The sequence below is a fragment of the Kitasatospora humi genome (assembly GCF_020907985.1).
GTDB lineage: Bacteria > Actinomycetota > Actinomycetes > Streptomycetales > Streptomycetaceae > Kitasatospora > Kitasatospora humi.
Genome location: NZ_JAJJPA010000010.1, coordinates 109,942 through 126,414, shown reverse-complemented (window position 1 = coordinate 126,414; position 16,473 = coordinate 109,942). Strand labels below are relative to the sequence as shown.

10 protein-coding genes and 1 pseudogene are annotated in these 16,473 nt (G+C 71.8%); 8 read left to right on the top strand and 3 right to left on the bottom strand.

What is annotated here, in order from left to right; all coding sequences use genetic code 11:
* Nucleotides 1-20: 20 nt before the first annotated feature.
* The 3 genes and pseudogenes from LN042_RS13330 to LN042_RS13320 all read left to right on the top strand — a co-directional run.
* Complete coding sequence (locus LN042_RS13330) at nucleotides 21-332, top strand: hypothetical protein (RefSeq protein WP_230051375.1); 312 nt, start codon at nucleotides 21-23, stop codon at nucleotides 330-332.
* Nucleotides 333-549: 217 nt separating this feature from the next.
* A complete protein-coding gene (locus tag LN042_RS13325) occupies nucleotides 550-1,668 on the top strand; it encodes a lipid II:glycine glycyltransferase FemX (RefSeq protein WP_230051374.1) in 1,119 nt (372 codons plus the stop codon).
* Between the two features lie 81 nt (nucleotides 1,669-1,749).
* Nucleotides 1,750-2,829 (top strand): annotated as a pseudogene (locus tag LN042_RS13320) (alanine racemase); the annotation flags it as partial.
* Here LN042_RS13320 and LN042_RS13315 read toward each other — a convergent pair.
* Nucleotides 2,829-4,484: a glycosyltransferase family 87 protein gene (locus LN042_RS13315; protein ID WP_230051373.1), complete on the bottom strand. Its 1,656-nt coding sequence runs from the start codon at nucleotides 4,482-4,484 to the stop codon at nucleotides 2,829-2,831. The pseudogene LN042_RS13320 and the gene LN042_RS13315 sit on opposite strands and share 1 nt — an antisense overlap.
* Before the next feature lie 115 nt (nucleotides 4,485-4,599).
* Nucleotides 4,600-7,407 (bottom strand): transglycosylase domain-containing protein, encoded by a 2,808-nt coding sequence (locus LN042_RS37255; RefSeq protein WP_283843706.1) that lies wholly within the window; start codon nucleotides 7,405-7,407, stop codon nucleotides 4,600-4,602.
* 433 nt (nucleotides 7,408-7,840) lie between these two features.
* Between LN042_RS37255 and LN042_RS13300 the strand changes: the two genes are divergently transcribed.
* From LN042_RS13300 to LN042_RS13285, 4 genes are all read left to right on the top strand, one after another.
* The gene (locus LN042_RS13300; RefSeq protein ID WP_230051372.1) at nucleotides 7,841-8,524 is read left to right on the top strand and encodes a PadR family transcriptional regulator; all 684 of its coding nucleotides are present in this window, start codon (nucleotides 7,841-7,843) and stop codon (nucleotides 8,522-8,524) included.
* Nucleotides 8,525-8,672: 148 nt separating this feature from the next.
* The gene (locus LN042_RS13295) at nucleotides 8,673-9,755 is read left to right on the top strand and encodes an inositol-3-phosphate synthase (RefSeq protein WP_230051371.1); all 1,083 of its coding nucleotides are present in this window, start codon (nucleotides 8,673-8,675) and stop codon (nucleotides 9,753-9,755) included.
* 103 nt (nucleotides 9,756-9,858) lie between these two features.
* Nucleotides 9,859-11,181 carry an MFS transporter gene (locus LN042_RS13290; protein WP_230051370.1) on the top strand — a complete coding sequence of 441 codons (1,323 nt, stop codon included), beginning with the start codon at nucleotides 9,859-9,861 and terminating at the stop codon, nucleotides 11,179-11,181.
* Nucleotides 11,182-11,230: 49 nt separating this feature from the next.
* Complete coding sequence (locus LN042_RS13285; RefSeq protein WP_230051369.1) at nucleotides 11,231-12,244, top strand: LppU/SCO3897 family protein; 1,014 nt, start codon at nucleotides 11,231-11,233, stop codon at nucleotides 12,242-12,244.
* Nucleotides 12,245-12,284: 40 nt separating this feature from the next.
* On the opposite strand, the gene LN042_RS13280 is transcribed toward LN042_RS13285, so the two are convergent.
* The gene (locus tag LN042_RS13280) at nucleotides 12,285-13,724 is read right to left on the bottom strand and encodes a CCA tRNA nucleotidyltransferase (protein ID WP_372495730.1); all 1,440 of its coding nucleotides are present in this window, start codon (nucleotides 13,722-13,724) and stop codon (nucleotides 12,285-12,287) included.
* 303 nt (nucleotides 13,725-14,027) lie between these two features.
* On the opposite strand from LN042_RS13280, the gene LN042_RS13275 reads away from it, so the two are divergent.
* Nucleotides 14,028-16,448, top strand: a complete 2,421-nt coding sequence (locus LN042_RS13275) for a hypothetical protein (protein WP_230051368.1) — start codon at nucleotides 14,028-14,030, stop codon at nucleotides 16,446-16,448.
* Nucleotides 16,449-16,473 lie beyond the last annotated feature (25 nt).

Genomic DNA, 16,473 nt, shown 5'->3' with positions numbered 1-16,473 from the left:
CCCGCTGGAGGTGGGTTTCCATGGCACAGACCATCCGCCGAGTCCCCGCGTTCACCCTCAACACCGACGGCCACCCGCACCCCAGGGAGAACACCCTGGTCGCGGTGACCGCCGTGCTCGGTGTACTGGCGTTCACCTCGTCGTTCTTCCACGACCTGCACCTGTTGAGCTCCTGGAGCGGCCTGATCGGCGTGGTCACCGGCCTGTGGGGGCAGTTCATCTCGGCCACCACCGCGGAGCGGTTCGTCCTGGTGATCGGCATCGCGATGGCCGCCTTCGGCTTCGGCATCGCACTCGCCCACGGCGGGCTGTTCGGCGCCACCAGGGGCTGACCGCCGAGCGGGTGCGACGGGGGTGCGAACCCCGGCGCGAGCACGGCGCACGAGACGGCGCTCCCCGTGCGGGGGCGCCGTTTCGGCACCCCGAGCCCTCGTCCCCGCCCCGGCTCTAGGGTTCGATCGAACGCGCCGCGCCGGAGCCACGCGAAACGGACTATTCGGGCGTTAGGGTCAAGTGCCAACAAAATCTTCCAAGGGAGCACCCGGAGCAATGAGCCTGCGTCTGAGGACGATCACCCGTGAGGAGCACCTCGCCTTCGTGCGCGGTCGGCCCTCCGTCAGCCACATGCAGGTGCCCTCCTGGGGCGAGGTCAAGTCGGAATGGCGCCACGAGTCGATCGGCTGGTTCGACGCCGCCAACACGCTGGTCGGCACCGGCCTGGTGCTCTACCGGCAGCTGCCCAAGCTCAAGCGCTACCTGGCCTACCTGCCCGAGGGCCCGGTGATCGACTGGTTCGACCAGGACCTGGACCGCTGGCTGCACCCGATGCTGGACCACCTGAAGGAGCAGGGGGCCTTCTCGGTGAAGATCGGTCCGCCGGTGGTGATCCGCCGCTGGGGCGCCGCGACCATCAAGGAGGCGGTGGCCGGCGGACAGGCCAAGCGGCTGCGCGACGTGGACCCGGACTGGTACGAGCCGCGGGCCTTCGCGGTGGCCGAGCGGCTGCGCAAGGCCGGCTGGCGGCAGGGCGAGGACGGCGGCGCCGGCTTCGGCGACGTCCAGCCGCGCTACGTCTTCCAGGTGCCGCTGGCCAACCGCTCGCTGGACGACATCCAGCGCAACTTCAACCAGCTGTGGCGGCGCAACATCAAGAAGGCCGAGAAGAGCGGCGTCGAGGTGGTCCAGGGCGGCTACGACGACCTGCCGGTCTTCCACCGGCTCTACCTGATGACCGCCGAGCGGGACGGGTTCACCCCGCGCCCGCTGGACTACTTCCAGCGCCAGTGGCAGGTGCTCACCGCCGAGGACCCCAACCGGATGCGGCTCTACCTGGGCTACCACGAGGGCGAGCCGCTGGCCGCGACCACCATGCTGACCGTCGGGCAGCACGTCTGGTACTCCTACGGCGCCTCGGCCAACCACAAGCGCGAGGTCAAACCCTCCAACGCCGTCCAGTGGCGGATGATCCGGGACGCCTACGCGCTGGGTGCCGGCGTCTACGACATGCGCGGGATCAGCGACACGCTGGAGGAGGACGACCCGCTCTACGGGCTGATCCAGTTCAAACTGGGCACGGGTGGCCAGGCCGCCGAGTACCTGGGCGAATGGGACTTCCCGGTCAACAAGCTGCTGCACAAGGCGCTGGACCTCTACATGTCGCGCCGCTGACCGGGCCCGCCCCAGCCGCAGCACCGCACCACCCCGCCCCCAGCCTCCGGCCGGGGGCGCCCCCACCGCAGGGAGCGCACCATGAGCCTTTCGCTGTACGTGGACACCGACCGCTGGCGGGCCCACCAGCGCGCCCTGCTGGCCGAGTTCCCGGGCCTCGTGCCGGTGGCGAAGGGCAACGGCTACGGACTGGGCAACCTGCGGCTGGCGCAGGAGGCGCAGCTGCTGGGGAGCGACCTGCTGGCGGTCGGCACCGCCGCCGAGGCCGCCGAGGTGCTCGCCGCCGGCTATCCGGGCGAGGTGCTGGTGCTCACCCCGTACCGGGTCGGCGAGCCGACCGTGGCACTGCCCCGACCCGACGACGGGCGCAGGGTGCTGCGCACCGTGGCCGGCCTGGAGGCGCTGCGGGCGCTGGCGGGGGCCCGGGTGGTGGTGGAGTGCATGACCGGCATGCGCCGGCACGGGATCGCCCGGGCCGACCTGGCGCACTGCGCGCAGGCCGCCGGCCCGGCGGACGGGACGTGCTCGTCGACCGGTGGCGGGGGGACGATCGAGGGCTTCGCGCTGCACCTGCCGCTGGACCGGCCGGACCGCAGCAGCCCGGTCGCCGAGGTGGCCGACTGGGTGGCCGCGATCACCGGGGCCGGGCTGCCGGCCGGAACCGTCTACCTCAGCCACCTGAGCGCCGCCGGAGTGGCCGAGCTGGCCGGCCACCACCCGCGCACGGTGTTCCGCTCCCGGATCGGCACCCGGCTGTGGCTGGGCGACGTGGCGGCGCTGGAGGCGCGGGCCGCCGTGCTGGACGTGACCCCGGTGCGCCGGGGGGAGCGGTACGGCTACCGGCAGCACCGGGCGCCGGCCGACGGGCACCTGCTGGTGGTCTCCGGCGGCACCGCCCACGGCATCGGCATGGAGGCCCCCAAGTACCTGCACGGGATGCTGCCCCGGCTCAAGGGCATCGCCAAGGCCGGACTGGCCACCGTCAACCGGACCCTGTCGCCGTACCAGTGGGGCGGCCGCCAGCTGTGGTTCGCCGAGCCGCCGCACATGCAGGTGAGCATCCTCTTCCTGCCCGGCGGCGCCAAGCCGCCGGTGGTGGGGGACGAGCTGGTGGTGACCGTGCGGCACACCACCACCCACTTCGACCGGGTGCTCGACCGTCAGGCCCGGGCGCTGCCGTCGGACCCGGCGGGCCCCCACTCCTCGACGGCCACCGACAGCTCCTCCACCGGCGCGTCGCCGTGGACGTCCCCCGGCGCGTCCCGGGGCGCGTCCACCGGGGTTTCCCGGGGTGCCGACCAGTCCACCACCCCGTCGACCGGGGCGGTCGGGACGTAGACGGCGTGGAGCGCCCGGTCGCGCAGCCGGCGGGCGGCACCCAGCACGAACGCGTCCGGCGCGAAGTCCAGCACCCCGCCCGACGGATCGTCGCTGCCGTCCCAGCGCACCGGGTCGCATTCCGGGCGCAGGATGTCGCGGACCACCATCACGCACAGGTAGAACGTGCCGGCCAGGTGCAGGATGATCGCGAAGTGGTACCAGTCCTGGCCGATCCCGTGCTGCTTGGCATCTCCGCTGTAGGCCAGGTATGACCAGATGCCGAGGTAGTAGAGCACCTCGCAGGCCTGCCAGACGAGGAAGTCGCGCCAGCGCGGCCGGGCCAGCACCGCCAGCGGCAGCAGCCAGAGCACGTACTGCGGCGAGTAGACCTTGTTGGTGAGCACGAACACGGCCACCACCAGGAAGACCAGCTGGGCGTAGCGGGGCCGCCGCGGGGCGGTCAGCGCCAGCCAGCCGATCATCAGGCAGAGCCCGATCAGCAGCCCCGCGATCCAGCTGTTCAGGGTGTCCAGCGACTGGTTGCGGTCCTGCATGAGGATCATCCAGAACGAGCCGAAGTCCTCCTTGCGGCTCTGGCTGAAGGTGTAGAAGGTCTTCCAGCCGTCCCAGCTGGCGATCATGATCGGCAGGTTGACCACCAGCCAGGCGCCGACGGCGGCACCGGCGGCCTGGCCGAAGGCCCGCCAGCGGCCGGCCCGCCAGCAGAGCACCAGCAGCGGGCCGAGCAGCAGCAGCGGGTAGAACTTGGCGGCAGTGGCCAGGCCGATGAAGACCCCGGCCCAGACCGGGCGGCTGCGCGACCACTGGGCCATCGCGACGGCGGTCAGCGCGACCGCTAGCAGGTCCCAGTTGATGGTGGCGTTCAGCGCCAGCGCCGGGGCCAGCGCGAAGAGCAGCGCGTCCCACGGGCGGCGGCGGTGGGTGCGGGAGAGCGCGACCACCGTGACCACCGCGCAGATCAGCAGCATGGCGGCGTTGACCAGCCAGAACCACTGCTCGCGACCCTGGATCGCCCCGGTGGTGGGGGTCAGCCAGCCGGCGATCTGCATGAACAGACCGGTCAGCACCGGGTACTCCAGGAACTTCATGTCCGGGGTGGGCATGGGGATCTGGTCGAGGTACGGGTGCAGGCCGTCGGCCAGGCCGCGGGCGGTGTAGAGGTGCGGGATGTCGCTGTAGCAGGCGTGGGTGTACTGGCTGGTGGCGCCGTAGAACCAGCCGCTGGTGTAGCAGGGCAGCTTCTGGACCAGGCCGAGGCAGTAGGTGAGCACGGTGGCCAGCGCCAGGAAGCGGGCCGGGATCCACCAGGAGACCCCGAGCAGCGCCCGGCGCCCGGGCGGGCCGCCGATCAGCTCGCTGCCGGCCGCCGAGACCGGGTCCTCGTCCGCGGGGACGACCACGGTGTTGGACAGCGGGCCTTGCGGCTGGACCGGGACGGCCTCGGCGGCGGTCTGGTCGCGCGTGCTGGACGTCATGGCCGACATACTGCCGCACGCGCCGCCGATCCGACGAGGACCGGCCCGTGGTGGTGCCGGAAAGGCCTGCGGCCCCGCTCCGAGGAGCGGGGCCGCAGGGGGATGTGGTGCGGGGTCAGCCGCCGGCCGGGTTGGCGGCCCCGGTGGGCGTGCTGCCGCCGGTGGGCCCGGTGCCGCCGGGGCCACCTGGGCCGCCGGTGCCACCGGTACCACCGGAGCCGCCGTGGTGCGGCGGCGGCGAGGCCGGGGTACTGGTGTCCGGCGGGCAGAGCAGCCCCACGCAGCCGCCGTTGCCACCGCCGTTGCCGCCACCGTTGCCGCCGCCGTTGCCACCGCCCGGGCTCTTGCTGGTCGGCGAGCCGGTGGTGCAGTCCAGACCCTGCAGGCAGGTCTCCGGCGCGCTGGTCGGAGTCGGCGCCTGGGTGGTCGCCGGGGCCGTGGTCGGCGCCTGGGTGGACGCCGAGGCGCTGGGCGAGGTCGTCGGGGAGGACGAGGTCGACGGGGACGCCGAGGCGGTGCTGGGCGCGCCCGAGGAGTCGACCTCGGTGTTGACCGGAGCCGGGTCGGGGAAGTCCGCCGGCGGGGTGTTGGCCAGCGCGGCCTTCATGTAGTCGGCCCAGATCTCGGTCGGCAGGTCACCACCGTAGAACGTCTTGCCGCCGCCGGTGCCGATGAGCGACTGCAGGCCGGGGTGGGCCGGGTCCTCGCGGAACATGGCGACCGCGGTGGCCAGCTGCGGCGTGTAGCCGTCGAACCAGGCCGAGGTGCCCTTGTCGGTGGTACCGGTCTTGCCCGCCACCGGCCGCCCGATCTGCGCCTTCACACCGGTGCCCTTCTGCACCACGTCCTGCAGCACGCTGGTGATGTTGTCGGCCACCGCCTCCTCGAGCACCTTCTTCTTGGCCGGCTTGGCGAGGGTGCTCAGCTCGTGGCCCTGGTACTCGACCTTGGTCACCGCGTACATGTCGGTCTGCTGACCGCGGGCCGCGAAGACCGAGTAGCCGGAGGCCATCTGGATCGCGCTCGGGGTGCCGGTGCCGATCGCGAAGGACGCGGTGTTCTGGGTCGCCAGCTGCGGCGCCTTCGCCGGGTCGAGGTTCATCATCAGGCCGGCCATCTTGGCCACGTTCGGGTCGCCGACGTCCTCGCCGAGCTGCACGTAGGGCACGTTGTACGAGTTGATCATCGCGTCCCGCAGGGTCACGTAGCCCTGCTTGCCGGGCTCGTCGTTGTGCTGGCGGAAGACCGAGCCGTCCGCGTTGGTCACCAGCGAGCCGTCCGGCTTGCGGATGGTGCTCAGGTCGTCGGCGTTGTAGCGGCTGTCCTCGTTGATCCGCATCGGCTTGCCGTCCGGACCGGTCTGGGTCAGCACGCCGTCCTGCATCGCGGTGGCCAGCACGTAGGGCTTGAAGGTCGAGCCGACCGGCACACCGCTGGTGTCGGCGTTGTTGGCGTACTGGCCCTTGTCCTGGCCCGGACCGCCGTAGATGGCGACCAAGGCACCGTCACCCGGTACCACCGAGGCGGCGCCGACCTGCACGAAGGTGTCGTTCGAGGGGCGCTTGACCGGGTCCAGGTTGGCCTTCGCCATGTCGTCGACGGCCTTGGACAGCATGTCCACCTTGTCCTTCTGCAGGGTGGTGTAGATGTTGTAGCCGCCGTGACCGAGCTTGGCATCGGTGATCGACGGGTCCTTGGACTCGATGTACTGGTTGACCGTGTCGACGATGTAGCCGATCTGGCCGTTCAGGTTGGAGGACGGCGCCTGCTTTATCGGCTCCGGCAGTCCGGCCTTGGTGCACTGGTCCATCTGGGCCTGGGTGATGGCCTTGGTCTGCACCATCTTGCCGAGGATCCACTCCCAGCGGCCGCTCGCCGGGTCGCTGGGGGTGCCGAACATCCGGGCGTGGTTGGCGGCGCTGAGCGACGGGTCGTAGTAGCCGGCGCCCTTCAGCAGACCGGCCAGCATGGCGCTCTGGCAGGGGGTCAGGTCCTTGGCCTCCACCCCGTAGTACGAGTGCGCGGCGGCCTGGATGCCGGTGGAGTTGCGGCCGAACCAGCTGGTGTTCAGGTACCCGTCCAGGATCTGGTCCTTGGACGTCGTCTGACTGAGCTTCAGGGTGATGAACATCTCCTTGAGCTTCCGGGTGACCGTCTGCTCCTGGCTCAGGTAGGCGTTCTTCACGTACTGCTGGGTGATCGTCGAGCCGCCCTGGGTGGACTGGCCGGAGGCCATGTTGTAGATGGCCCGGGCGATGCCCTTGGGGTCGATGCCGCTGTCGGTGCGGAAGGTCTCGTTCTCGGCCGCGATCACCGCGTCCTGCATCGACTTGTTGATGTCGCCGATGTCCACCAGCTGGCGGTTGGTCTGGCCGGTCCGGGTCATCTCCGAGCCGTCGGCCCAGTAGTAGATGTTGTTCTGCGGCGGGTTTATGTCCTTCAGCTGGGGCACGGTGGTCATCTCGTAGGCCGTGCCGACGGCCGCCACGCCGCCGCCGAAGAAGATCAGGAAGAGCGACAGCACCAGCTTCCAGGACGGCAGCCAGCGCCGGACCCCGCGCTTGCCCCAGCGCGGGTAGTCGATGAACCGCTTCTTGCCCGGCGGCTTGCCGCCGCCCCCGCCGCGTCGGCCGCCGCCGTCGGCCGGACCGCGGCCACCCGGGCCCTCCGGGCCCCGGCGGCCGCCCTTCTGGGCGGCCTTGCGCATCTCGGCCCTAGTCAGCCGGGGCTGCTGACTCGTCTCCCGCATGCCCTGCGGGCCGCGCGGACCGGCTGCGCGGTTCCCGGGTACCGCGCGGCCGGGCATGTCATAGGACGGCGCCCCTTCCTGCGGGGTGCCGTAGCCATGCGGCCGCGCGCCCGGACGGTTCGGCGGCTGCTCGCCGCCGCCCTGACCGGGCGTCCGTCGCCGGTGTTCGCTCATGTCCAGTAACTCCTAGGCCAGGCGTCAGCGCCCGTCGGCAGGATTGCTTCCGATGCCCGCAACCGCCCTAGGCCCTTGTACCGGCCCGCTTCCCCGGAGGTGGTCCTCGTGCACACGCGACAGCGTACGCATGACGAATGAGAGATAAATCGGGCATTTCGCAGCAATCTTCATGAATCACCGTCAGATCATTACGAGCCCGTTGCCCAGTCACCCCGAGTCGGCCTTGAACCGGCCGTCCGAAACTCACTCCATCAGCGGAAACGCCCCCGGGAGATGACGCTGTGAACTCCTGTGATCACATTCACCCGTGCCCCCCTTGCCCGAATCGTGACCCCGGCCTATCGTTCTCGATATATCGAGTCGATACATCGCGGCGGCATAGCCGTGGCGATGCGGCGAATCGGGAGCCGTCGGAAGGAGGCCGGACCGCGTGAGCAGGCGCTCAGGAGTGCTGGAGTTCGCCGTCCTCGGCCTGCTGCACGACGCCCCGATGCACGGTTACGAGCTGCGCAAGCGCCTCAACGTGCTGCTCGGTTCGTTCCGTGCCTTCTCCTACGGCACGCTCTACCCGTGCCTGAAGAGCCTGGTCGCCCAGGGATTCCTGGTGGAGGACAACCCGGACACCCAGTACGTCCCGGCCACGGCGCTGAACGGCAAGCGATCGAAGATCGTCTACCGGCTCTCCGCCGAGGGCAAGCAGCGGTTCGAGGAACTGCTCGCCGACTCCGGCCCGGACGCCTGGGAGGACGAGCACTTCGGCGTGCACTTCGCGTTCTTCGGTCAGACCGACCGAGCAGTGCGGATGCGCGTACTGGAGGGCCGGCGCAGCCGGCTGGAGGAGCGCCTCGAGCGAATGCGCTCCTCGATCGCACGCACCCGCGAGCGGTTCGACGACTACACCCTCGAACTGCAGCGGCACGGTCTCGAATCGGTGGAGCGCGAGGTCCGCTGGCTCAACGAGCTGATCGAGACCGAGCGGGCCAACCGGACCGGTCGGGCCGCCGCACCGCCGGGTGGACCCGGCACACCGCAGACTTCGGACGGCCGTGACCACGCGGACGGATCCCCCGATCCGGCCCGGTCACCGTACGACCGCCCGGGGCGCTCCGGATAGGGAGAGCCACCACCGCGCCCGCGTGCTCGCTACGCGCGTCGCGCGGTGGACCTGGGCGCCGTGCGCGCCCGTCAGATAGTCAGATGAGATGCACACGAGGGTCGTCGTTCCGCGGCGAAGCCTCACGAGTACACAGGGAGCAACCGGAATGGGTTCGGTTCGCGTAGCCATCGTGGGCGTGGGCAACTGCGCCGCGTCGCTGGTGCAGGGTGTCGAGTACTACAAGGACGCCGACCCGGCCGGCAAGGTCCCGGGCCTGATGCACGTGCAGTTCGGCGAGTACCACGTCCGTGACGTGGAGTTCGTCGCGGCGTTCGACGTCGACGCCAAGAAGGTCGGCCAGGACCTGGCGCACGCCATCACCGCCAGCGAGAACAACACCATCAAGATCTGCGACGTGCCGCCGACCGGCGTCACCGTGCAGCGCGGTCACACCCTCGACGGTCTGGGCAAGTACTACCTGGAGACCATCGAGGAGTCGGACGAGGCCCCGGTCGACGTCGTCCAGGTCCTCAAGGACACCAAGGCCGACGTCCTGGTCTGCTACCTGCCGGTGGGCTCCGAGGCCGCCGCCAAGTTCTACGCCCAGTGCGCCATCGACGCCAAGGTCGCCTTCGTGAACGCCCTGCCGGTGTTCATCGCCGGCACCAAGGAGTGGGCCGACAAGTTCACCGAGGCCGGCGTGCCGATCGTCGGTGACGACATCAAGTCGCAGGTCGGCGCCACCATCACGCACCGCGTGATGGCCAAGCTCTTCGAGGACCGCGGTGTCATCCTCGAGCGCACCATGCAGCTGAACGTCGGCGGCAACATGGACTTCAAGAACATGCTCGAGCGCGAGCGCCTGGAGTCCAAGAAGATCTCCAAGACCCAGGCCGTCACCTCGCAGATCCGCGACCGCGACCTGGGCGCCAAGAACGTCCACATCGGTCCGTCGGACTACGTCGCCTGGCTGGACGACCGCAAGTGGGCGTACGTCCGCCTGGAGGGCCGCGCGTTCGGTGACGTCCCGCTGAACCTGGAGTACAAGCTCGAGGTCTGGGACTCCCCGAACTCGGCCGGCGTGATCATCGACGCGCTGCGCGCCGCGAAGATCGCCAAGGACCGCGGCATCGGCGGCCCGATCCTCTCCGCGTCCTCCTACTTCATGAAGTCGCCGCCGGTCCAGTACTTCGACGACGAGGCCAAGGAGAACGTCGAGAAGTTCATCCGCGGCGAGGTCGAGCGCTGAACACCCGGCACCCGGTGACCGAGTACCGCTGACACCGCGCCGGCACCCGCGAGGGCCGATGTTTCACGTGAAACATCGGCCCTCGTCGTGTCACCCTGGGCGGGTGGCGATCACTCGACGACCGGCGCCGGCCTCCCGCGCCCCGGATGGCGGCCGGGCGGGCCTGCGCGGCCTGCTGCGGGCCCGGGACTTCCGGCGGCTGCTGGGGGTGCGGCTGCTCTCCCAGCTCTCCGACGGCGTCTTCCAGGCCTCCCTCGCCTCCTACGTGATCTTCTCCCCGGAGCGCCAGTCCACCCCGGCGGACATCGCCTCGATGATGGCGGTGCTGCTGCTGCCGTTCTCGGTGGTCGGCCCGTTCGCCGGTGTGCTGCTGGACCGCTGGCGCCGCCGGCAGGTGCTCTACCTGGGCAACCTGACCCGGTTCGGCCTGGGCCTGGGCACCGCCGCCATGCTCCTGCTGCACGCCCAGGAGTGGCTCTTCCTGGTGGCCGCCCTGCTGGTCACCGCGGTCAACCGGTTCATCCTGGCCGGCCTGTCCGCCGCCCTGCCCCGGGTGGTCCAACCCGACCGCCTGGTCACCGCCAACGCGCTCTGCCCGACCGCCGGCACGGTCGCCGCGGTGGTCGGCGGCGGGGCCGGCTTCGTGGTGCACCAGGTGCTCCCGCCCGGCCCGCACGCCGACGCCACGCTGGTCACGGTGGCCGCCGTGCTCTACCTGGCGGCCGGGCTGGCGGCCCGCCGGATGGACGTGGAGCTGCTCGGCCCCGAGCACCACCCCGACCGGCCCGATCTGCGCCAGGCCCTCGGCCAGGCCGGACGGGCACTGGCCGAGGGGCTGCGCCACCTGGCGCGGGAGAGCCGGCCCGCGGTGCGCGCGCTGGCCGCGGTGACCGCCGCCCGGTTCTGCTACGGGGTGCTGATCGTCACCGTGCTGATGCTCTCCCGCTACACCTTCAACGCCCCGACCGACTCCCGTGGCGGGCTGGCCACCCTGGGCACCGCGCTGGCCTTCTCCGCCGTCGGCTTCTTCCTGGCCGCCGTGGTCAGTCCCTGGTGCTCCCGGCGGCTCGGGCTGGACGGCTGGATGACCGCCTGCCTGGCCTCCGCCGCGGTCTTCGTGCCCGGGCTCGGACTGTTCTTCGCCCCCGGTCCGGTGATGGCGGCCGCACTGCTGCTCGGGTTGATCACCCAGGGCACCAAGATCTGCGCGGACACCATCGTGCAGAACTCGGTGGCGGACGACTACCGGGGCCGGGTCTTCGCCGTCTACGACGTGCTCTTCAACGTCGCCTTCGTCGCGGCGGCCGCCGTCTCCGCCCTGGTGGTGCCGCTCAGCGGCCGGTCCGTGCCGGTCGTGGCCGCGGTCTCGTTGGCATACGCAGTCAGTGCCGCCCTTTACTCCCGGGCCGGCACCCGGCGGCGCTAAGGTACCTGGGCGCACCGACGCCCCGTCAGCCGACCACCGGAGAGCCGTGGTGACCCAGCCTCAACAGCCGCCGAACCCGTACGTTCCGCCACCACCGACGGTGCCGCCGGCCGTACCCACCCCGGTACCCGCCCAGCCGAACCCCTGGGCGGCACCGGCACCCGCCACGCCGTACCCGGCACCGCCGGCACCGCCGCAGGACGCGGTCCCGCCGGCGTTCCCCGCCCCGCCCACCGCCGCCCCGCAGTTCGGCCCGCCGCAGCCCGACCACCCCTACGGCAGCTACCCGCCCCCGGCCCCGGGGTACGGCTACCCGCAGCTGCTCGCCTGCCGGATCTGCGGCGGCATACCGGCGGCCGACGTCACGGTCCGCGGCCACCAGGGCCTGGTCGTGATGATGCGGTTCCTGAGCAGCCGCGGCCCGTTCTGCCAGGTCTGCGGCACCTCGGTGGTCCGCGACATGTCCGAGCGGACCCTGTGGCGCGGCTGGTGGAGCTACGTGTCCAGCCTCTTCACGCTGATCGCGCTGCTCCGCAACCGGTCCGCCTACCAACGACTGCGCCGACTGCCGGCGCCGCAGCCCGGCACCCACGGTCCGCAGCTCGACCCGGGCCGTCCGCTCACCAAGCGGGCGGCGATCTGGATGCTGCTGCTCCCGGTGGTCGCGGTGGTGCTGGCCGTGGTGCTGCCGCTGGTACTGGCGGCCTCCGCGGCCGACGGATCCACCGACACCGGTGCCGACGTGGTCACCGTGCAGGCCGGCGACTGCATCCACGACGCCAACGGCAGCGGCGGTTCGGACGACGCCAACGCCTCGGTCACCGTGGTCCCCTGCTCCGGCTCACTGGCCGACTACAAGGTGGTGGCCCGGGTCGCCAGCCTCGGCGACGAGCCCTCGCAGGACTGCCGGCCGTACTCCAACGCCACCCACTGGTTCGTCCACCACGACGCCGCTCGGAGCTTCGTGCTCTGCCTGGCCTCGCCGCAGTCCGCGGACAGCGGCGGCAGCAGCGGCGGCGGCAGCGGCTCGGGCAGCGGCAGCTCGGTCTCCGAGCAGACCTGACGCGGCCCCGGGCCCGGCGCGCCGCCGACCGGGCGGTGCGTCAGGCCCGGGGCTGGGCGGCCCACCAGGCCTTGAGCTCGGCCACCGCCTCGTCCCGGGTCATCGGGCCGTGCTCCAGGCGCAGCTCCAGCAGGTGCTTGTAGGCCCGGCCGACCACCGGCCCGGGCTTCAGCCCCAGCAGCTCCATGATCTCGTTGCCGTTCAGCGCCGGCCGGATCGCGTCCAGCTCCTCCTGGGCCCGCAGCTGGGCGATCCGCTCCTCCAGGCCGTCATAGGTGCGCGACAGCGCGGCGGCCTTCTTCTTGTTCCGGGTGGTGCAGTCCGACCGGGTCAGCCGGTGCAGCCGCTCCAGCAGCGGTCCGGCGTCGGTCACGTAGCGGCGCACCGCGGAGTCGGTCCACTCGCCGCCGCCGTAGCCGTGGAACCGCAGGTGCAGCTCGACCAGCCGCGAGACGTCGTCGATCAGGTCCTTGGAGTACTTCAGCTCCCGCATCCGCTTGCGGGTCATCTTGGCGCCGACGATCTCGTGGTGGTGGAACGACACCCGGCCGTCCGGCTCGAACCGGCGGGTGCGCGGCTTGCCGATGTCGTGCAGCAGCGCGGCCAGCCGAAGTGTCAGGTCCGGTCCGTCCGACTCCAGCGCGATCGCCTGCTCCAGCACGGTCAGCGAGTGCTCGTAGACGTCCTTGTGCCGGTGGTGCTCGTCCTTCTCCAGGCTCAGCGCCGGCAGCTCGGGCAGCACGAAGCCGGCCAGGCCGGTGTCCACCAGCAGCCGCAGGCCCTTGACCGGGTGCTTGGCCAGCAGCAGCTTGTTCAGCTCGGCCTGGATCCGCTCGGCCGACACGATGGTGATCCGCTCGGCCATGGCGGTCATCGCGGCCACCACCTCGGGCGCCGGGTCGAAGTCCAGCTGGGCGGCGAACCGGGCGGCCCGCATCATCCGCAGCGGGTCGTCGGAGAAGGACTCCTCGGGGGTGGCCGGCGTGCGCAGCACCCGGGCCTCCAGGTCCTCCAGGCCGTGGTGCGGGTCGACGAAACCGCGCCCGGGCAGGTCCACCGCCATCGCGTTGACCGTGAAGTCGCGGCGCACCAGGTCCTGCTCGATGGTGTCGCCGTAGGTCACCTCCGGCTTGCGAGAGGTGCGGTCGTACGCCTCGCTGCGGTAGGTGGTGATCTCGATCTGGAAGCTGCCGCCGTCCGGGGTGTCCTTGCGGGCGCCGACCGTGCCGAAGGCGATGCCGACGTCCCAGACCGCGTCCGCCCAGCCCCGCACCAGCTTGAGCACCTGCTTGGGGCGGGCGTCGGTGGTGAAGTCCAGGTCGTTGCCGAGCCGGCCGAGCAGCGCGTCCCGCACCGAGCCGCCGACCAGCGCCAGCCGGAATCCGGCATCCTGGAACCGGCGGGCGATCTCGTCCGCCACCGGAGAGACCCGCAGCAGCTCCTGCAACCCCAGGGCCTGGGCCTCGCTCAGCCCTGGCAGGGCCGCGACGGCGGACGGGGCGGTACGGATCTCGGTGGGCTCATCAGTGTTGGACACGGCACACAAGGGTACGTGGCCGCGTCCACCCGTCGCTCGCGCCTTTTTCCGGGCGCCCGCGCGCTCCCGGCGACGCCCGCTTCGCCCAGCCCGCAACACCGGGACCCGGGCAGCGTCGTTACCATGCCGGGGAACCCGCGAAGCGGCGCGACGCGTCGCTTGTGGGTGGACGCACACCGGGCAGCACGACGGCACGGCGATCAGCAGCGAAGACGACGGCGATCCAGAACGGCGAGGACGAAGCGCGTGGGCGAGCCAGCACGGCACTCCGAGGGTACCCGCGGCGCGCGCCGGGGCCGCCGACGTGGCCCCAGCCGGAGACTGGGGACGGCCGGGCCGGCCCCCCAGCCGCGGGCCGGCCGGACGGCCGCCCTGCTGGGCGGCGCGCTGGCACTGATCGGCGTCACCGCCGCCCCGCCGGCCGTCGCCGCCTCCCCCGACTACCCGGCCACCGTGACGATCACCGATGTGCAGCAGACCCCCGACGGCAAGCTGGACGTCTACGGCACGGTCAGCAATCCCGGTCCGACCGCGCTGAAGGCCCCGAAGATCGGCCTGACCCTGGGGCGCGGCAGCCAGCCGCTGCAACTGCGCGGTGACATCGCGGCGATGCTCTCCCGGACCGATCCGGTCTACCAGGACGGCAGCCCGCTGCCCGCCCCGGTGCAGCAGCTCTCCGACCTGGCACCCGGCGGCAGCGCGCCGTTCCACCTGCCCACCACGCTGGCCGAGCTGAAGCCGGGTCAGAACGGCTTCTACGAGCTGGCCGTGGACGTCGAGGCCGGCACCGCCGAGGACGACAGCCCGCACCAGGTGGGCATCGGCCGCACCACGCTGTCGTACTACCCGACCCCGGGCGACGACAAGCCGCTGCAGGTGGCCACCCTGTGGCCGCTCACCCACGCACCCGAGCTGGTCCCGCAGACCGTCCAGGACAGCGACCAGCCGGTGCTGCGCGACGACACCCTGGCCACCGACCTCGGCCCGAACGGCCGGCTCGGCCGGCTGCTCGCCGACGGGCAGGACATCCCCAGCCTCACCTGGGTGATCGATCCCGACCTGCTGGACGCGGTGCAGGCGATGACCAAGCCGTACCGGGTGCAGCAGCCCGGCCACTCCGGGGAGCCGGCGACCGAGAGCAACACCGTGCCGGGCACCGGCACCGCCGTGGCCACCGACTGGCTGAACAAGCTGCGCGCGGCGGTCGTCAAGCCGAACGACCAGGTGATCGCGCTGCCCTACGGCGACCCGGACCTGGCCTCGATCGCGCACGTCGGCGGCGCGCTGCCCGATCCGGGCACCTTCCTGACCACCGCCCGCACCGCCGGCAAGCTGACCGTCGACGGCCGGCTGCCGGTGGACTCGCTGGACACCGTGGCCTGGCCCTACCAGGGCTACCTGGACCCCCAGACCGCCCGGACGACCCAGCAACTGGGCGCCACCCAGGTACTGGTGGACAGCGCCAGCCTGCCGGACCACCTCAACTACAGCCCGAACGCGGCCCGGCCGATCGGCCAGAACCAGACCGCGGTGGTCGCCGACGACACCATCGCCGGCCTGTTCCGGTCCGACCTGAAGACTCCCGAAGCCAAGACCCAGGCCCGGCAGCGCTTCCTGGCCGAGACCCTGGCGATCCAGCAGCAGCGCGCGTCCGTCCAGCGGACCCTGCTGGTGATGCCGCCGCGCGACCTGACCGCGGACACCGCCGACGTGCTGAAGGCCTCGCTGAAGGCCGCCGGCGACGGCCACTGGATCAGCCCGGCCTCCTACACCGCGGTGGCGACCGCCGCGCCGGACGCCGACGCCGACACCGGCGTGGCCGGCCCCGACGCCTACCCGGCCGACCTGCGGGGCAGCGAACTGCCCGCCGACACCTTCGACCGGATCGGCACGACCCAGCAGCAGGAGCAACTGCTGCTGCAGATCCTGACCAACCAGGAGCGGGTGAGCGCGCCGTTCGCCGCGGCGCTGGAGCGGGCGACCTCCACCCAGTGGCGGGGCGACAAGTCGGCCGCGTCGGGCTACCTGGAGAACGCCCAGAACTACCTGGGCCACCTGCACAACGCGGTGCGGATCCCCGACAAGAGCAAGACCATCACGCTCGCGGGCGACTCCGGGGTGCTCCAGGTGAGCGTCCGCAACGAGCTCCAGCAGGGCGTGACCAACCTGGAGCTGCGGCTCACCTCGGGGCAGTCCAACCGGCTCATGGTGACCAGCCGGCAGCCGATCACGCTGGACCCGGCGCAGAGCACCTCGGCCCGGTTCCAGGCGCAGGCCCTGGGCAACGGCGCGGTGCAGATGACCGCCCGGCTGTACACGACCGGACCGAACGGCCAGCCGTACGGCGAGCCGGTGACCTTCACCGTGAACGTCACCCAGGTGACCAGCGGCGTCTGGTGGGTGGTCGGAGCCGGGACGGTGCTGGTGCTGGCCGCCGGGCTGCGGATCTTCCTGAAGCGCCGCAAGCACGGTGACGAGCCGCCGGCGGACCCGGACGCCCCGCTGGCCGACCCCGACGGCCCGGCGACCGACTCCGACGATCCGGCGGGCGCTCAGGTCGACCCGCAGGCCCCTGGTGCCCTCGGCGCCCCTGAGACCCCTGAGGCCCCTGAGGCCCCGACCGACGGCGAGGACCGGGCAACCGACCCCGCGGTGGCGCCTTCCTAGTCCCGGCGACGGGAGTTCTCCCGGC

Coding starts and splice junctions, on each gene's coding strand:
- LN042_RS13330 (WP_230051375.1), top strand. CDS start 21: ATGGCACAGACCATCCGCCGAGTCCCCGCGTTCACCCTCAACACCGAC.
- LN042_RS13325 (WP_230051374.1), top strand. CDS start 550: ATGAGCCTGCGTCTGAGGACGATCACCCGTGAGGAGCACCTCGCCTTC.
- LN042_RS13315 (WP_230051373.1), bottom strand. CDS start 4,484: ATGACGTCCAGCACGCGCGACCAGACCGCCGCCGAGGCCGTCCCGGTC.
- LN042_RS37255 (WP_283843706.1), bottom strand. CDS start 7,407: ATGAGCGAACACCGGCGACGGACGCCCGGTCAGGGCGGCGGCGAGCAG.
- LN042_RS13295 (WP_230051371.1), top strand. CDS start 8,673: ATGGGTTCGGTTCGCGTAGCCATCGTGGGCGTGGGCAACTGCGCCGCG.